This is a genomic window from Fluviicola sp., from assembly GCF_039596395.1.
In the GTDB taxonomy this organism is placed as follows: Bacteria; Bacteroidota; Bacteroidia; order Flavobacteriales_D; family Crocinitomicaceae; genus Fluviicola.
This window is the reverse complement of the sequence record NZ_JBCNJT010000002.1, coordinates 1,392,306-1,410,798: the sequence shown is the minus strand read 5'-3', so window position 1 is coordinate 1,410,798 and position 18,493 is coordinate 1,392,306. Positions and strand designations below refer to the sequence as shown.

The following is an 18,493-nucleotide window of genomic DNA, read 5'->3' as shown; positions in this document are numbered from 1 at the left end:
CTTTCACATTTCTTAACAATCCCCTAATTTGCTAACACTTACGTCTGATTCGGCCGGTTTACAGGTAAATTTTCGGCCGGTTTTTTTTCAATGAAACCAGCAAATACACCATGAATGGAGCGCCTAAAAAAAATCGCTTAACTTTGCCAAAAGCTATTTGATATGAGAAAGGTGATTTTGATGACAGCGCTATTGATTATTTCCTATGCAGGAAATGCTCAGGTTACTATTGTTAAAGATAGTAGAATCGATGATTTGGTGCGTGCTCAGGGTCAGGGTTCAACGGCCACAACGGCACCCGAAATCAATGGTTACCGCCTTCAATTGGCTTTTGACTCCAATAAATCGGTGATTGACGATTCCCGTTCGCGTTTTTCAGCACAATTTCCGAAAGTAGACACCTACGTGGAATTCGTTGCGCCTCATTATTTTTTGAAGGTCGGTGATTTCAGAACACAATTGGAAGCAGAAAAGGTCAAAGCAGCTACTGCAGCGCAATTCCCGACGGGTTTTATTGTAAAAGAGAAGATTAATTTGCCGCGGATCGATCAGTAATTAGTAATTAATTATCAATTCTTCAAGTATCAATTATCAAGAGCATTCTTGATAATTACTTAATTCATAATTGATAATTTTATGGCTTTGCCCGAAACGTATCCACTCGAAACACATCCCTGTATCAAATAACCTCCGGTAGGCGCATCCCAGTCGATCATTTCTCCGGCAACGAATACGTTCGGAAAACGGTTCAATTCTCCCGATTCCGACAGTTCGGAGTCTGCCACCCCGCCCGCGCAGGAAATCACCTCTTCAATCGGCCGGAAACCTTTGATGCCGATCGAAAATTCCTTGATGGCTTTAGCCAATTCTTTCGGATCTAAAAACCGCTGTTTGGAAACGAAATTTTTGATCCAGAACACCGCTACTTCACCCAGCTTTAGTTCTTTTAATCCCTGTGATGGATTCTTTGCTTTTTTTAATACTTCAAACACCTTTTCACGGGTCATTTGAGGCTTTAGATCTACTTTGAAAACCGGTTTTTCCATTTCCCGTAAAGCCCTGTTGATCGCATAAACCGGTTTCCCTTCCAAACCATAGCTGGTACATACGATGTCTCCCGAACAACTTTGATCACCGCAGGAAACCCGGATGTTTTTCAGGATTTTTCCCTCCAAATCTCCCAGCCAGTTCTCATACAAAACGAGTCCCGAATTACTGGGTTGAAAAGGATTTAAGGCAATTCCTTTCTGCTCAAAAACAGAAGTCCATGCTCCGTCCGAACCCGTAACCGGCCAGGATTTTCCACCCAGGGCCAGAACCAGGTAATCAAATGGAATTGTTTCTGTTTCTCCGGGATTGCCGAGCGGCGTAGAAATGCCCTTGTCCACGATTAGTTGTTTTTCATCGAAGTCCAGAAAGCGCGTGTTTAGTACAAACTGCACTTTCGGCTCCAAAAACTGCTTCCAGGCATTCAGCACCTGGATCGGTTTAATAGTATCCTCCGGAAAAATCTTCCCGGAAGAACCCACTTTCGTCTCAATACCGATTTGTTTCAGGAATTTAATCCAGTCCTTATTCGAGAACTGCCTTACAGCCTGTTTGATCCAGTCCGAATCATACTTCTCCCGGAATTCACCCGGTGTTTCAGAATGTGTGAGATTGAATCCGCCATCACCGGCAACCAGGAACTTGCGTCCTACACTTGCCTTTTGGTCCAGCACCAGGATTTCACAGTCACTTTTCAGCAACTGCGTAGCTGCCATTAATCCGGCAGGCCCGCCGCCAACGATTACTACACGTTTCAACATACACTCTTTTTCCTCAAACTCACCCTCACACTCACACTGATTATTTATAGTTGATCGTGATCTTCTTCGCCAGTTCTTTTGCCCGATCTGTAACCTGAGTCACTTCCTGGTCCCCGGAATACAACACAACCGCCATTCTTCTGTAAGGACGCGTGGTTGGTTTCCCGAAAATGCGCACATCCGAACCTTCGACCTGGAGCACTTCTTCCAACCCGGAAAAAGTTGGGATATTATCCGATTCTCTATCTGCCAGAACCACGGCGCTTGCTCCGTTTTTCAAAGAAATGATTGATGGGATCGGCAAACCGAGGATTGCGCGTGCATGCAGTTCGAATTCACTGAAATTCTGGGTTCCCGCAAGTGTTACCATTCCCGTATCATGCGGACGCGGCGATAATTCCGAGAAATAAGCCCCGTCTTTCGTAATAAAGAATTCTACTCCCCACAAACCGGACCCTCCAAGCGCTTTGGTCACTTTCGCGGCCATTTCCTGCGCTTCTTTCAAATGATCCGGGTTCATCGGCATCGGCTGCCAGCTTTCCTGGTAATCTCCGCGCTCCTGTCTGTGACCGATCGGCGCGCAGAATAAAGTTTCACCGCTGTTTTGGGTAACGGTCAATAAAGTGATCTCATAATCGAACGGGATGAATTCTTCCACGATCACTTCTTTCAAGTCACCGCGCGAACCTTCGATGGCGTACGTCCAGGCTTTGGAAATTTCTTCTTTCGAACGGATAACCGACTGGCCTTTTCCGGAACTCGACATCAATGGTTTCACCACACATGGAATACCGATTTCCAGCACTGCCCGTTCAAATTCTTCACCTGTTTTTGCATAGAGGTAGTTGGCTGTTTTCACTCCCAGGTCTTTCGCCGCCAAATCACGGATTGCCTTCCGGTTCATGGTGAAATTAGCCGCCTTCGCTGAAGGAATCACCTGGATTCCCATTTTCTCGTATTCGTAGAAACGCTCCGTGCGGATTGCTTCAATTTCCGGAACGATCAAATCCGGGTTATGTTTCGCAACAATTGCATCCAGGGAAACAGCATCCAGCATATTGATGACTTCGAAAGAATCCGCTACTTGCATCGCAGGTGCATTTTCATAGCTGTCTACCGCAATAACTGTTTGTCCCAAACGCTGTAAAGCGATTACCAGTTCTTTTCCAAGTTCCCCGGAACCCAGGAGTAAAATTTTCTTTTGCATGTCCAAAAGTAGTATAAAGAGTTCAAAAAGTTCAATCGGGTTTCATTGATTTTGAACTTTTAATCTGTTCAACTTTTGAACCTTTCGCTAAATAGAAACCACCTTACACTTTATTTTTTTAACTATTTACAGCAAAAATTAAATAACTTCAATAGGAAAAATTACGTCATATAGATTATTAACTATATTTGAATTTATCATGAAGGGAAAATTAACTGATTTGTTGCACACTTACCATGGCATTTCATTGGAGGAATTGTCACGTGCTCCCTTGATGAACCGCGTAGATGAGAAATTTGCCTTTCCCATCAGTAAACTGGAAGCCTTCCTAGAGGAAATGCGCCCCTATTACGATGTGCTGAACATTGACGGGAAAGTGATCTTTGATTACACCAGCCAATACTTCGACAATTCCAACTATTCGTTCTTTTACGATCATCATAAGTCCCTTCCGCACCGCTTTAAAGTGCGCATCCGGACTTATCTGGACAGTAATAAGTCTTACCTGGAAGTAAAGGAAAAGATCAAAGGACGAACAGATAAGAACCGCATCAACATCGATGGTTTTACGTCGGATTTTTCAGACGATCAGCGCACATTCCTGCTGGATAAACTGCAAAAGCAAATCGATTTGAAACCGGTCATGGTAAACAGCTACCGCCGCATCACTTTGGTGAATAAATTGGTGGAAGAGCGCTTAACGATCGATTTTGACATCATCAACGGCACACTCGATGATCCGAATTGCAAGAACCAAACGCTTTCGGCCATTGTGATCGCGGAATTAAAACAGCCCAAACTCGATAGAACTTCTCCCTTCTATCAATTAATGAAACGCGAACTGGTACGCCCGTTCCGTATATCCAAATTTTGCTTCGGTATGATTGACCTTTACGAAGATGATCGTTTAAAGGCAAACAGGTTCAAGGCAAAAAAGCTACTTATACAAAAACTAATAAACAATTCATCACATGCTTCTCTCCCATCAGCCGGACTTTAAGTTGTTCGGTATTTCCTTTTTCAACGAAGACTTGTATGCGCTTCTGTTCAGAATGACCGTGAACCTGGTAGTTCTTATCATACTGATCCGCTTCATGTATTATACCAAGGCAAGACGTAAAGATTACCTTTTCACGTACTTCCTGATCGGTATGATTACCTTCTTCCTGTGTTTCGGACTAAAGAAACTCGATATCGACACCGGTATGGGACTCGGGCTTTTTGCCATCTTCGGGATTTTAAGGTACCGGACGGAAGGAATCGAGATCAAGGAAATGACCTACCTGTTCCTGGTAATTGGTCTTTCGGTTATTAATGCCCTGGCTTCGAACAAAATTTCCCTGGCCGAAATGGGCTTAATGAACGGTTGTTTGATCCTTTTAACAGCAGGTTTGGAATATTTGTGGCTTTTAAAGCACGAAACGCGCAAGATCATTGTCTACGACCGCATCGATTTGATCCAGCCGGAGAAATACAACGAAATGATGGTTGACGTTCAGCAAAGAACCGGTTTGAAGATCAACCGCATTGAGATCGGTAAAATTGATTTCCTGCGCGATGTTGCTCAAATCATGATCTTCTACGACGGAGACATTCAATCATTCGGCACCGGAGCAGGACCGAGTGATTCGGAATAAATCAATATGACATATAAAACACGTAGGGCCGCGATTAATCGCGGCCCTACGTGTTTTTGAACATCCGGTTGGTTTTACCAGTAGGGGCGAATAATTATTCGCCCCTACTGGTTATTTCTGAATTTACTTCACAGCATCCGCTTTCTCCCGGGCCTTGTTCATGATATTATCGGCCTTGGTTTGTGCTTCCGCTTCGAGTTTGTTTGCGCTGTTGTCGGCTTTCTTCTTGAGTTCCTTACAAGTTCCTTCCGCAATTTTCTTCTTCACGATATTTCCTCCGGCTTCATCCATTGCTGCGGTACATTGCTTGTCTGCTTCCGCACGGATCTGGTCACCGGCTTTCTTCGCTTCGGCTTTCACTTTGTCGGCTTCTTTTTGTGCGTCCGCCATAATCTTGTTTTTCTCCGCGATCAAATCCTTTTTCACTTCATCCACCTTATCTTTCACAATGATTTTCACGGAATCCTTCGCTTTATCCAGCATTTCTTTTCCTTGCGCCTTCAGGTTGTCTTTCAGGTTGCCCGTTGCTTTCAGTAAAGCTTCCTTGAAGTCCGTTTTGATCACCGGCTTGGTCACGGTTCCGCCAACCAATGCATTTACCGGGATGATATCCGGGATAGATCCCAGATTCAATTTCGGAGCAATACCGTTTACCTTGGCAATTCCCTGTTCGGCCGCTTTAACAATTCCGCCCGGGATCATTGCTTTCGGTACCTGCAAAAGCATTTTGTAGTCGATTTCCTGCGTAAAGGCAGTAGATCCGGTAATCTCCGTATCGATTCCGCTCATTTTAATCTTCAGTGGTTTCTTCAGGCTCATCTTTCCGTCTTTGAAGCTGAAGAATGCTTTCACATCTTTGAATGTCTGGTTGGAAATCTTATCCATGCTCAATGCATCTCCCAGTTTTTTCAACGGCTCAAAACCACTTATCGTAACGGTATTCGTAAAGAAATCCCCGTCACCGGCCAATGTATTGTAAACCGGCTCCAACGCCTTGGTCAAATCGCCCTTCAGGTTCAAAGTAGAACTGAACTTTCCTTTTGCATACTTCGCTACCGGCGCCAGTTTCCCGATTGTCAGGAAGTGTGAAGCAATTTCCTGGATATCGATTTCTTTCAGGTTATAACCCAAATCGATTGCAGGCTTGTTGTGATCTTTCGAGCTGTAACTTCCGCGAAGGCCAACTGTTCCGCCCATGGTATTCATAGTCAATCCGTTCAAAGAAGCCACTTCTTCCTTCACGTTTACATTTCCATTGAGGTTGTTGACATCAATTCCGTTGTAATGCAATTTCTGAACGTTCGTGTTCAGGTTGAAATCCACGTTTTCAGGAATCAACAATGGCTCGGCATTCGGATCTGCCGGAGCAGGTTCTGCAGAAGCCGTTGAAGCTGCCGGAGCATTCGATACACCCATCAACTGATCCAGATCCAGGTTATTACTATTGAAGTTGAACGCACCTTTCAGCAACTGGTCTTCTTTGTTGTTTCCGAATAAATATCCTAAGTAATTATCAATCTTCCCATCCATCGCGAAATCGGATTTACCCATGTTCGCATGCATTTTCTCCAAAGTCAGGTTTTGCGGACTGAAACGGAAAGTCAAATCCTTCACGTTCACATCTTCGTTCAAGTCTTTGGACTTATACAGGAAGTCGAATAATTCAATCAATCCTTTCGCGTCAAATTTTTCGTATTGTTCTTTTTCAATCGAACTCATGCGACCGTTCAATGCCACATCTGCATTGAGTTTACCTTTGTAGGATTCTCCTTCTGCCAGGGGCATCACCTTCCCGATCGTAGCCAGGTTTACTTTTGCCTTCAGTTTGGAGTTGATCAACGGGTCCGTTATCGGGTTTCTCAGCTTCAGGTTTGCGTCGATCAGGTTCCCCACGAACTCAGAGTGGAATTTCGTAACATCCAAAGTCATTTTATCCAGGTTGGAACCGCCGGCAAATTTAGAACCTGCATCCACCGTGATGTTATTGATAGAACCCAATCCTGCGTACTTGATGCTTGCCCGGTTTACATTCAACCCGAAATCCCATCCCGGAAGATTTTTCTCATCCAAACGGCCTTTTACTTCTCCGTTCATTTTTAAATCTCCTTTGGCAATCATGCTTTCGTAACCGCTTTGGTAGAAACTTGGGACCAATGACAGCAAATCTTTGAAGCTGATCTCTTTGGTATTCAATTTCAGGTCCATCTGGTCATGGTCCTTCAGCATCTGGTAGAAACCATCCAGTGACATCTTGAAATTATTCAAAGCAAAACTGTTTTCCTTCAGGGTGAATTTGGAATCATCTTCCTTGAATTCCATCAGCAGGTTCACATCCGCATCTGTTTTTACTTTCGACAAATAGCTCAGGCCTTCCATTTCAAAGGTTAGCTCATCCATCTGTGTACTTGTTTCGAAATCGATCACGTCTGCTGTTAAATCTCCTTCGCCGGTGTGGTTCAGGTTTTTGATGTTGGCATACATATCCGAAGCCTGGTCATCATAAACGATCTGAATATTATTCAGGGAATATTCTTTCAAAGACATTTTGAACTTGGAGGGCTCCTGGTCTTCAACCGGTCTTTCTTCCGTTGGGATCACGATATCGTAGTTCGCTTTTCCTTCCGGATCCACGCGTATATCGAACTTTGCATCCGAGATATGCACCTCGTCAATTTCGATTTCATCTCCACCGATTACATCCCATAAACCTACATGTGCCTCAATAGTTTTGACACTTGCCAACTCTACGCCCTTAAATTCCGTTCTACCTGTTACCTTCGTGTCATATAATTGGATAGTGACATTCGGGAACGTGGAAAGAAAGGTCAGGTCAAAGTCTTTGATAGTTACATCAGCCTTCAGGGATTTACTCACTTCCTTCAATACCATTTCCTTGATTTCATCCTTGAAAATTATAGGGATCAGGATGATTGCGATTAATAAGAATAACAGGGTAAGTCCTGTCCATTTGAAAAGTCTGCGAATGAAACTTTTCTTCTTTTTAGGCAATTTTTCTTTTCTCGACATGATAGGATTTTTAAGTATTAACCAAAGATTGTATCTTTACAATTCTACCAAAAATAAGCTTTTCATGAAACAATTAGCAGTCCTAACGTTATTAATTTTTAGTCCTTTTGTGAACCAGGCACAAATTTCTACCGGGAAGGTTGGAGACACTAAAAAGAAAACTACTGCCGAATCTGAGAAACAGGCAAAAGACCCTTCCGCGAAATACGATCCGGAAAAAGGAATGATGGATTTCACCGTATTTATCGGGGCCGGATACAGTATCGGATCTCACAGGCTGGCAGAGAACGGCGATTTGTTCGGCAGGCCTATCGGGATCCGGGCAGACGAAAAGATGGTAAACCGCTGGACCTACCAGGCAGGTGTGAGAAACCGCATCAACCGCTTTTTAAGCTTTGAAGCAGGATTATCCATTGACCGTTACGGAGAATCGTACGAATATAAATCGACTGACAATGACAGCGCTTATTCCTACGACCGCAAATACAACATGCTTGCTCTTCCGATCCAGTTGTACTTCACTTACGGAAAACGCGTTCAGTTGTTGGTCGGAGCAGGTTTCCAGCCTTACATTCCAATGGGCATGAGCACCAAATACACCATCGTGAATTCACAGGGATCGGATATCAGTCCGGATGATCCTTCAAAAACCATTGAAGGCCTGAACAGTGCCGGAATTAACCTCTTATTTTCAGCAGGTGTCCAGTACCGCTTCTCCAAATATGTTTCTGCTTACGTCATCCCGGCTTATTCAAAGGGATTAACGAATATTTACTCCAAACAGGAACCGCACAAGGAATGGTTGGATGCCCTGAATATCCGCTTCGGTATGGCATTCCATTTCCCCGAGTCTACAAAAACACGCACCAAAAAGGTCAAAGACCCGAATGCGAAGAAAGTATTTGAGTGGTAAATCCATTTTTCATAAAACACAGTGGGCGCGCGATTAATCGCGCGCCCACTGTGTTTTAGCCGGTTATCAACCCATCTTCCTCCCGTATATCTCATTCCGCAACTTCAGCAAACCCTCCAAAATTTCTGCTGACAAGCCGGAAAGCGCCTGTTCGTCATGCTTCAGATCAATGTTGTTGACTCGTTGTGTTTGGGCGAAGTACCAATCCTCCAGTTCTTCGGAAATATCGGATTCCTTCAGTCCCGCCAAAACAAAGATGCTTCGGTGAAGTTCCAGCTGCAAAGGAGTAGTGTCCAGCCCGCTAAGGCTCAAATGGTACAAATGCTTTTGTACTTTCAGATCGTCTGCAATGAGTCCTATCAGTAATTTAAAGAGGTCCTCGAAAGAAACATTCAGTGAATTGTTAGTATGCATAATTTTGAATCGGTTATGTATTTTGTAGAACCGTAAGGGCGTAAAATTTTACGCCCTTATGGTTCGAATCATTCCATTAGTGATCAAAGTGATTACAATATTCTACATATTAGATTAAAACCTTGCCTCAGGACTTAAAATAGATCTATTGTTTCATCATTTTCTTAGTCGCTACAACTTGTCCGTCAGCAACCAGCGTGTAAGTATACACTCCCGTACTCAAATCAGAACCAAATACCGTAACACTTCCCAATCCTCTTTCAGTTACTTCAACAGAGTTCATAAAGCGTCCGTTTCCATCATAAAAATGGATCTGTGCTTTCTTCACCGTTTCAGGAATGGAGAAATTGATGGTTGTCTGCTCTGCAAACGGGTTCGGTACATTCTGGTCAAGCACGATCGCATTGCGGTTGCTCAACGTCACGTTCAGGTTCTTGCGCACCTCTTCCTGTGCTGCTGGTGTATTCGCCTGTATAGCGCTTTGGTTCAACTGGCACAGTAAAGGTAAAATACCTGAAAGGCAGTTTTCCAGTTGTGTCAAACGGTTGTTCAGATCGTCAATCGTTGTCTGTTGTGCGCTGATCGTTGAATCTTGCTCAGCGTTCTCCGTAACCAGAACATGGATAAGCGAATCTTTGCTTTCAACTTCACCGTTCAGTTCTTCTATTGCCTCTGCCAAAACAGGAACTACTTTTTCGTACTTCACGTGCAATAGACTATCATCGGCTACGAAGGTTAAACGAGGGTCTATAGCTTGGATTTCTTGTGCAATAAATCCTACTTGGTTTAAACTGTCCAAACCAAGTTCAGGATGAACCGTATGGTCCCAATCATAGGAAACACCTCGCATCGCAAGAACTTTATCCAACGAACCAGTCAAGTCCTGTACATTGGTTTTAATGGATTCGTCAGAAAGTGAGATCGCATCAACCTTTTTGTTTAGTTCAATAATTGCAGCAGTGTTGATCGAAATGAATCCGTTATAGTTCAGTGCTTTGTAGGTTACTGCGGAATCAATCGGATTTCCCAGGGAATCAATAGATGACGGATGATAGCTGTCGTATACCAAACTAGGGAAAACATTGGCAACATCCTGTGCAATGTATCCGTACTGCAAATGATTGTCAAAATTCATCTGTGGGTAATGGATAGTATCCATCGTGTAACTTACTGGTTTCAACAACTGGATCAATTTAAGGGTGCTGTTCAACCTATTGACATTATTCTTGAACATTGAATCAGAAGTTTGGACATAAGATGCTGTTGTTTGAATGAGTCCATCAAAATAGCCCGCTCGTGCAAATTGTCCACCGTTAGCGGACCCATAGACACCATAGGCTACACCCACTGTTGAATTATTGTCTGCGTGACCTACTACACCATAGGACCCAAAAGCATCATTTGCTTTAAAGTAACCTCCATAGCTGGTAGATACGTTGGCGTATCCGCCTCTCCAGGCATATCCTTTGACACCGAAATTCAGCGCCGCATTGCGACCTTCGAACGATCCGCCTGTATTGCTTATCCTCTGGATGAATTGGTTCCCCTGGGCAATGCCAAATGCACCTATATATTCTGTTCCCTGAACAGTTCCTATATCGCGGTTATCAGCGTGCGAAGCAATCGTTGAAATGGAAAGAGAAGTGAGTTCTTTCTGATAAACGTTAAATTTAGCAGGAAGTGGTGTAGAGCAGTTATAACCAACGGCAACCTTGTTGACGCTAGTATTCCCGGTCGGAGTAAGATTGCTAAAATAGAAGTTCTGTCCGTTCAGGTTTAACCGTGTATTGGCAAACAGTGCACCCTCAGTTGCTGGAGCTCCGCATATTGCACCCACAGTCGGCAGAAACTGCCAGGTTCCGTTTCCGGCAAGGTACTGATTGGTGTTGCCCGAGAAACCAAGCTTGGATAAGGTAAGATCGTTCACATTTGCGTTGATTTGTCCAAGCATCAGGTATTGACCTCCCGTAGTTGATACATTACGGAAACGGGCATTCCCGTTGACATCCAACCTTTGCGTAGGCTGGTTAGGATAAGTCAGCCCTATAGCAATATCCCCGGCACCTGAAAAGATCAGGTTGTTACCACCCAATTGAACTTGTCGATTGCTGGTCAAAGGAGTATTCGTGCCTGGAGTTCCAATATATTCATCTCCCAACCGGATGATGCTTCCCGGGTTTCGGGACACACCGTTATCAGCAAAGAAAATCGCATTCCCAGGAACACCCTGAGGGCCTTGCGGACCTTGTGGGCCTACAGGTCCTGTTGCGCCTGTATTCCCTTGAGGCCCTCGACAATCTCCCGGGCTTGCTTGTAAATCACCATCAAAGTCTTCCGTCGCCACATCAAATACGCCATTTTGGTTTAGGTCCCAACACGGCAAACTCACACAATCTAAATAGTTATATTGTCCGTCCCCGTTCAAATCTTCATTTCCATCACCGATCCCATTGCCGTTCTGGTCCCAGCAATCCAATCCATCCGAAGTTTTATCAACATAGATCACATCGCCATCAGCATTAACGGCCAATACACCAGCTCCCGGGTTTGTCGTTATAGGAGAAGAAGTGTTCAGGTTTGAAAAACGAAGACCTGAACTACCGCCTGGAACGTTGGTTGCACCCCAGGAGTTTACTTCCAAAGTTGCCGTTGGTGTTTGGCTGTTTGCAGCAGGTCCATAAAGGTTAGCATTTGGATCACCTCCAATCCCAGTGTACACACCATTAGTTGCGGTAGGCGTCATTCTCATAGCCTCCAAACCGTCCGCTGTTCCAGCTTCACCTGCGGTACCATCCGTTGTAGTAAAAATATAGCGCATATCAGAATTCCCTATGCTACCCCAGGCCAAAGTTCCAGTGTTAGTTCCATCGAAAATTCCCAGGTACGTATGTGCTTCCGGAGCAGAGGCGTATGTTCCCATATCCATCCAGGAACGCCAGCTGTTTGGTCCATTAAATCCTAAGTGGAGCAAGCTTCTTGGCTGCGTTAAGGCTGTCGAACCGAGATAGCTGATTGCAACACGTGTAACGTTAGGAGAGCTGATACTTGACGCATGAGCGAATCCTTCTGTATTGATCAGTGCACCGCGGCTGGTGATGCGCATCCGTTCTCCCGTCGCAGTTGATCCGCCACTTCCAGACCACGCGGTCTGAATGATGAAAGGCGTGTGTTCCTGCCATTGCAGGTATCCGTACTGCCGGTTGCCCGTAGGTGCCAGTAAATTCTGCAATCCCAGTTTTAAACCATCTGTTCCGGTCTGTCCAGTACCAGGGAGACCACCACCCCCAATATTCGAAATTTGCATAAAAGTAGCCAAACCGCTTTCCGCATTGATATGAAAACGGTTCTGTGGCCTGTTTACATCGGTAAAAAGTGGCCCCACGCCGATATATCCTGCCGGGAAATTGAGTTCATTTAACGGCCCTGATGCCGTCATACGCATCATTTCGTAACCATCCTGGGAATTCCCAAGAAGTGGTTGCACCGCCCCTGGAAGGGTGTTTTGTGTGGTTCCGAACAGGAAGCGAAGGTTATCTGGACCGTCGGTACCACCAGCATCGTCGCTCCAGTAAACTACAGCATCGCTTCGGTTTGTGCCTTGCGGTTTCATACCCACATACATCGCATCTGAATTCTCGCGGGATAGCACCCCCGTTTTCATCCAACCGCGGAACTGCCCCCCGTTAAATATGGTATTGTTCGGTCCTTCCAGGTGAAGCATCGTTAAGGGGGTTTCTGTAGCGAAATAGTTATTGACGCCAATCCCAAAGTGACCCCTAACATCTACCATAAAGTTTGTGCCGAGGTAATTGAGGATTTCATCCCCATTCAGTCGCATTCTGGTTGCACCAGCGGTCCTGAATAATAGTGGATTCACACCACTGAAATTATCCCATCCCAAATACCGACCGCCTACAAAGGCATTTGTGGCAGAAGATGATTGCGAATTAGCTTCCTGATTAAAAAGAAGCAAGCTGACAAAAATTATTTGCAGTAATTTATTGTTCATTTTTGTAAAAGAATTTATTTCATCAAATGAATAAATCCGTTTACAATATTGTTTTCTAATTGAAGACGAAGGTAATAAACACCGTTGTTACATTCCTTTCCATCAAATTTCCCATCCCAGTATAAGAATTTTTCTCCTCTAGCAACACAATTACCCCACCGATTGTAAATTTCAGCCCCCGTTGCTCCTAGTGCTTCTAAATCAATAATGTAGTGATCATTTACTCCATCACCATTTGGTGTGAATATATTTGGTATTTCAAATTCCTTTTCGGTTACAGATACATCATCAATATACAGGTAAGCTGAATAGAAACTAGGAGTTGAGTTGCCTTGCAAATCTGAAACTAACAATTGTGGTGTCTTTTTAAAAACACCGATAGTAAGATAATTTTCATTCCCAACGGCTTGAAAAACACCTGTGACCTCTTGCCAATTAATTGTATCGCAAAAGAAGATTGTTGAGTCGCTTGTTATTTGCGGAGACAGAGGAATAAGAGAGTCTGTGTTCAGATTTAATTCTTGCGAAGTAAATAATGCACTAACTGAGTTTATACAGGAATGTCCCGCATTATTGATAAAAAATCGAACTGTATAAAATCTTCCTGATTGCAGAGTTTGTGTAAGTTTAATTTGAAGATATTCCGCATAAGGGGTTGATCCAACTTCATTTTGACCAAAGCCAAAAAAACCACACGCATTTCCACTATGTGCTGGTTGATCTCCTGCATAATTCTGAGGAACGCTGTACAAAAACCGTTGAAGTACAATATCAAATTCGGTACTACAGGCGTTAAAGTAATCTGGACTGCCTAATGTTGGTGAATTCCAATATTTACAAGCATTGAGATAGTATCCGCTGGATGTACTCGGACACCAGTTATACTCTTCAAAACTTCCATTAGGAACTAGATTCTGTTGGCCAATAGCAAAGAATAGTGTGAATAAGAAAACAATATGTAAAACGAATTTACTCAATCAATAAGTTTGTTTTAAAAGTAATAGTTTGTTTTTACCCGAAACAAGTTCGGGCAAGGAAACTTACTACATTTCGTAGATGTGTTACCTGCAAAAAGGTTGGATTATTTCTTCATACGCATTCAGTTTATAGGATTAATAAATAGTGATCATTCCTCCTTTCAATACTTAAATTCGAAAAGACATGCAAAGTTCGGGTTTGAGTTCGTAAAGGATTTACGTGAATATGATCATACTGTCAAGTTTTGAAGCTCAATTCAAATATACGCACTATTTACACATAAATGAGTAAAAAATAAAGAATAAGTAAAATAAAATACACACTAGCCTATCTTATCAACTCTATAAAACCCGTTTTAAGATGAGTCTCATTTTCGCAATCATAGAAAACCTGGTAGAAGTAAACCCCATCAGTTGCTTCACCTCCATCCCACTTCGAATCAGGACCGCCTTTAAACACACTATTTCCCCATCGGTTAAAGATTTCAAGTGAATGAATTAAAGTATTGAATTCAAAAAAGTCATTAATACCATCACCGTTTGGGGTGAAAATATTTGAAGGATTTACAACTTTGCTACAATCAATGTGACAGTTTTTAATCCCTGCTTCAAATTCAAGAGTGTCTATATATCCTACGACTTTGATTACTAGTTTATCATTAAGTTCCAAAGTAATTGTTGAATCGTTTGAATACCATTGCTCATTTATATACCAATCATATTTTGCCGAACCATGTGCAGTTAAAGTGAATGCTTCTCCCCAACAAATAGTATCAGGTATTTCAATGGTCAGGTTCTCGTTATAAGGAATAACATATACATCATCGAAATAATAATATGCAGCCCAAGGCGCAGGCCAGTTTACTCCAATATTTTGATGTAAACTATCTAGCATCGTTGTTTGATTACTCACAAAATTACCAATTGTAATAAATGCCTCTCCTCCAGATGCAAGGTACACATTTTCAATTTTTGTCCAGTCCTGTATATTCCAAATAACACCTGTATTATTAGTTATCTGGGGAGTTAAATACTCCATAGGCTGATTATTACCAAATTGAAATTCAGAGTTACTGGAAATGTGCATTCCAATATCGGAAGTAGCATAAATACAAGAGTCGGATTTTTGAGTATGAAAACCACATAAGTAATATTGGGAAGCAATTAATGGTGAGCTTAGTTGAACTTGAATATATTCTCTAAATTTTCCATATTTCATCATAAACCCCATATAGTTATCTCCTGTATTCGGATAACAAATTCCAGCAAAATTGTTAGGAACTCCCACAAACAAATGAGGAGGATTGACAATATATCCATTATTACATGTTGAAAATAAATCCGGCGTTGTTATACTTCCTGGTGGTACATGCCAGTTTTGAACAATCCAGGGATCTGTTAACCCTATATAATGACCGACCGGACATGAATCAATCAACTCAAAAGAAGGATTCGGCACAAGATTTTGTTGCCCGTTCAACAAAAACATCCTGAAAGAAAGAATAGAGAATAGAATAAAGGTCTTACTTAATCGCATTGCAAAAGTTAATACGATACACTGATGCATCCTAAACAAAAAAGTTGGATAAATGCTTTAAATTATTTTACACTAATGAGTATTAAAGTATCTTGAAGCGTAAAAAATATAATTGAAGCTAACTTAAATCTGTTAACTTTTGATAACCGGGTAACAATCGTTTAAAAAGTCTGTTAATACCCATTAGCACCACACAAGTTAAAACCACGTCACATGAAAGCTTTTTTAGAAAAGCTCGAATACAATTTTTACAACGAGCTGCAAACAATATTAGACACAGGAACAAAAGAAAACAACCTTCGGCCTGCTCTTGAATTAAGCCGGAAATACCTGGTTGATCTGAAAAACGAAATTATGAGCAGGGGATTCCAAAATCACCAGGATGAAATAACCTGCTTCAAGCTTACAAAGCCTAAATTGCAGGCAGAATTGATTTATTATAGGGGAATATTAATAGCCCAGCAAGACTTCCCACTGGGTTCAGATGAGAAAAAAATAGGTTACCTGAATGAGTACTTAAATAGGTTTCACCTGTTTTTCGAAGAAAACAGGGAATTCATTCGCTACAGCCGTTCTGAGTCCACAGACCTGGATCACCAATTTTTTATACGTGAAAATGCTATGGCAATGCATAAAGATTATGAAGTGGATTTTTCAGCTGTTGATTTCAGTTGGAATACTGGATATGATTTAGTATTAGCAAAAAGCATAGCATTTGAGAAATTGGAAAATAGGATAAAAATCGAATTATTTAGAATCACCAATTCTGACCAGGTACTCTTAGATCTTAATTCCGTATCAAACAACTCGAAAAAGGTACTGAAATGGACAGATTCCAAAACTTCACTGGTTGAATTGATTTATGCACTTCACTCCGTTGGCGTATTAAACAATGGTCAAATTGATCTCAAAACCATCACCGAAGTACTTGCAGATGTGTTCCAGGTAGAATTAGGGGATCATTACAGGACCTACCATGATTTAAAATCACGCAAAATCGATAGAACTAAATTCCTCAACAACCTCATCGAAACGCTAACCCGTCGCATGGAATCTGACGATGAATAAACCCTCACTCTTAAAATCTGCGTGCCATCAAAGAAGCCACCGCAGGTGGAACATAGTTCAAGAATCTATGTTCACCTGTCCCGACACTTCGGGATCTGTGGAAAAGAAAAATTTGCAATAAAAAAACGGCTCCTTGTGAGAGCCGTTACACTTATTTATTCCTTCTTCGTGTCAACCATTTCAACAACCAGGATACACAAAAACTGACCACCGCACCAATAACTGCGAGTACAATTGTTTTTATATAATCCTGCGAACCAATATTCGCAAGAACAGTAAGCACTGTTCCGGCCGTTGTACCGACACTGGTCGTATGATCGCTACTGTGCTGCATAACCAGGTTGTTTAATTGAACTACTGCTGGTTATGCTTCATTCCCGCAGTCGTCATCGGGATAAGAAGATGGATCAATGGTCAGTTGGATCTGCAAATTTTCCATCCCATTGCTTATACCTTCTTCAACTTGAAGATTTACAGCGCCGCTTAATTCAGCACCCGCCTTAAATCGTTTTGGCTTCTTGACATTCACCAGGATCTTCACCTGTCCTGCCTTATTTAAATGATTCATAATACATGTTTTAAATGATGTTTCTACTTTCCCTCGTCCACAGATGTAGCCTGTGAAACAGCCGTCGCAACCGATCCTGCCACGATGAGATATCCTCCGAAGGAGACTAATCCCGCAGGGATTGCAACAGGTGAGGCAACAAGCACCCCTCCTATCGCAATCAGGCATAACCCGATGTTGCGAACTACCCTGAAAAACCTTGGAGTAGTTGACTGATATCTTTTTTTGATGTTCATAATAAAGATTTTAAGACCGTAGCCTCCCGGAAGGGCTGCTACGGTTATGAAACAATTACTGGATTTCAACAATACTTAAAGCATTGAAGGCTCCGTTTCTCAACGGGTACTGGATGTTATTCACCTCCTGGTAAAAAGCAATGCAAAGAACAAACACATCGATCCCCGTGCCAGCTGGCGCAGTGTTAGGTGTCAATGAAATAGTTTGCTGCGTTTCATCAATTGGTAACTTGGTAAGTGCAGACAATTGAAAATCGCTCACACCCGAGTTAAAATCAATCTTTGCCCACCCGCATTGAAGGGAAAAATGGGTCGCTCCTACAGGAGAGGCAATATCATTCAATGGAATAATATCAGCAATGGTCACCTCACCACTACTTGTCGAAACAGCGAATGGTTTAGCCAAAACACTTCCTAAATTCGAGCGTTCATTAAAGTTGAACCCCTTCAAAAGTTCTTTCGCACTCGGATGGTTAATTCCCCCGGCAACATTTCGCCCACCTCTGCTACTGGTGGTATCCAGGTTTTTAACGTCCGTCATGACTTTCGTCATTCGGGCAGTTATCCGGTTATCAGATGCCATCAACAATAGTGGGCGCAAAGTATCACGAACGATCTTACCTGCTTTCGCAGAGGCTCCGAATTCTGCCCCGTTTTCACGTGTTCGAATATAAGCCGGATCAGTGGCAATACGTTTTGCATCAACCGAAGTGCGCATACGTGCAAGAGTCCCGTCTTGCGTTTGGTAGAAATTGACATTGTCCAATGTCCCTCTCACCTTAATCAGACCAGTTTGTTTAGCCATGATTTCTAAGTATTAATTTGTTAAATGACTGAAGGTCTTTCCCCCGTCTTCAATTACTTACCGCGAATCAGTAATTGATTGAAACAAATTTCAGGAGATCAAAAATCCTTTTTTCCCAAGACACACCTGAGTTGGGTGATTTTTTCGACCAGTTTGGGTCGAACGTTGGCCATTGCTGGCATATGGTAATAGAAATTTTTAAAAGGGATGCATTTTTACCCAATATGAGACTAGCCTGTATAGTTATTTTAGGACGAAGAACAACCCAGTTTCAAGTACGGGTCAAG

The 18,493-nt window shown here is 42.6% G+C and carries 15 protein-coding genes; 5 read left to right on the top strand and 10 right to left on the bottom strand.

All coding sequences use genetic code 11. From position 1 onward, the window contains the following. The first annotated feature begins 162 nt into the window (after positions 1 to 162). Entirely contained in the window at positions 163 to 555 is a 393-nt protein-coding gene (locus ABDW02_RS15005) for a hypothetical protein (protein ID WP_343635851.1), read from the top strand. Between the two features lie 59 nt (positions 556 to 614). On the opposite strand, the gene ABDW02_RS15000 is transcribed toward ABDW02_RS15005, so the two are convergent. Both ABDW02_RS15000 and purT read right to left on the bottom strand, forming a co-directional pair. Then, complete coding sequence (locus tag ABDW02_RS15000; RefSeq protein ID WP_343635849.1) at positions 615 to 1,808, bottom strand: TIGR03862 family flavoprotein; 1,194 nt, start codon at positions 1,806 to 1,808, stop codon at positions 615 to 617. Positions 1,809 to 1,848: 40 nt separating this feature from the next. Further along, complete coding sequence (purT, locus tag ABDW02_RS14995) at positions 1,849 to 3,015, bottom strand: formate-dependent phosphoribosylglycinamide formyltransferase (RefSeq protein ID WP_343635847.1); 1,167 nt, start codon at positions 3,013 to 3,015, stop codon at positions 1,849 to 1,851. 199 nt (positions 3,016 to 3,214) lie between these two features. Here purT and ABDW02_RS14990 point away from each other — a divergent pair, with 199 nt between their 5' ends. Next, positions 3,215 to 4,015 (top strand): polyphosphate polymerase domain-containing protein, encoded by an 801-nt coding sequence (locus ABDW02_RS14990; protein ID WP_343635845.1) that lies wholly within the window; start codon positions 3,215 to 3,217, stop codon positions 4,013 to 4,015. Next, on the top strand, positions 3,987 to 4,652 hold the full coding sequence (locus ABDW02_RS14985; protein ID WP_343635843.1) for a DUF4956 domain-containing protein: 666 nt from the start codon (positions 3,987 to 3,989) through the stop codon (positions 4,650 to 4,652). The genes ABDW02_RS14990 and ABDW02_RS14985 overlap by 29 nt, the downstream gene beginning before the upstream one ends. Before the next feature lie 123 nt (positions 4,653 to 4,775). On the opposite strand, the gene ABDW02_RS14980 is transcribed toward ABDW02_RS14985, so the two are convergent. After that, positions 4,776 to 7,679: an AsmA-like C-terminal region-containing protein gene (locus tag ABDW02_RS14980; protein WP_343635841.1), complete on the bottom strand. Its 2,904-nt coding sequence runs from the start codon at positions 7,677 to 7,679 to the stop codon at positions 4,776 to 4,778. Between the two features lie 64 nt (positions 7,680 to 7,743). Between ABDW02_RS14980 and ABDW02_RS14975 the strand changes: the two genes are divergently transcribed. Continuing rightward, a complete protein-coding gene (locus ABDW02_RS14975; RefSeq protein WP_343635839.1) occupies positions 7,744 to 8,592 on the top strand; it encodes an outer membrane beta-barrel protein in 849 nt (282 codons plus the stop codon). 66 nt (positions 8,593 to 8,658) lie between these two features. Here ABDW02_RS14975 and ABDW02_RS14970 read toward each other — a convergent pair whose 3' ends face one another. The 4 genes from ABDW02_RS14970 to ABDW02_RS14955 all read right to left on the bottom strand — a co-directional run bounded on the left by ABDW02_RS14970 (position 8,659) and on the right by ABDW02_RS14955 (position 15,529). Next, complete coding sequence (locus ABDW02_RS14970) at positions 8,659 to 9,006, bottom strand: hypothetical protein (RefSeq protein WP_343635837.1); 348 nt, start codon at positions 9,004 to 9,006, stop codon at positions 8,659 to 8,661. Between the two features lie 145 nt (positions 9,007 to 9,151). Beyond that, positions 9,152 to 13,015: a tail fiber domain-containing protein gene (locus tag ABDW02_RS14965; RefSeq protein WP_343635835.1), complete on the bottom strand. Its 3,864-nt coding sequence runs from the start codon at positions 13,013 to 13,015 to the stop codon at positions 9,152 to 9,154. Positions 13,016 to 13,029: 14 nt separating this feature from the next. Then, entirely contained in the window at positions 13,030 to 13,992 is a 963-nt protein-coding gene (locus ABDW02_RS14960; protein ID WP_343635833.1) for a gliding motility-associated C-terminal domain-containing protein, read from the bottom strand. Positions 13,993 to 14,320: 328 nt separating this feature from the next. Next, positions 14,321 to 15,529, bottom strand: coding sequence for a gliding motility-associated C-terminal domain-containing protein (locus tag ABDW02_RS14955; RefSeq protein ID WP_343635831.1), 1,209 nt, complete (start codon positions 15,527 to 15,529; stop codon positions 14,321 to 14,323). A gap of 213 nt (positions 15,530 to 15,742) precedes the next feature. Between ABDW02_RS14955 and ABDW02_RS14950 the strand changes: the two genes are divergently transcribed. Beyond that, positions 15,743 to 16,597, top strand: a complete 855-nt coding sequence (locus tag ABDW02_RS14950) for an RteC domain-containing protein (RefSeq protein ID WP_343635829.1) — start codon at positions 15,743 to 15,745, stop codon at positions 16,595 to 16,597. A gap of 151 nt (positions 16,598 to 16,748) precedes the next feature. Here the strand turns inward: ABDW02_RS14950 and ABDW02_RS14945 are convergent, their stop codons facing one another. From ABDW02_RS14945 to ABDW02_RS14935, 3 genes are all read right to left on the bottom strand, one after another. Beyond that, positions 16,749 to 16,931 (bottom strand): hypothetical protein, encoded by a 183-nt coding sequence (locus ABDW02_RS14945; RefSeq protein WP_343635827.1) that lies wholly within the window; start codon positions 16,929 to 16,931, stop codon positions 16,749 to 16,751. Between the two features lie 30 nt (positions 16,932 to 16,961). Beyond that, entirely contained in the window at positions 16,962 to 17,165 is a 204-nt protein-coding gene (locus ABDW02_RS14940) for a hypothetical protein (RefSeq protein ID WP_343635825.1), read from the bottom strand. A 291-nt stretch (positions 17,166 to 17,456) separates the two neighbouring features. Beyond that, entirely contained in the window at positions 17,457 to 18,206 is a 750-nt protein-coding gene (locus ABDW02_RS14935; RefSeq protein WP_343635823.1) for a hypothetical protein, read from the bottom strand. Positions 18,207 to 18,493: the final 287 nt, after the last annotated feature.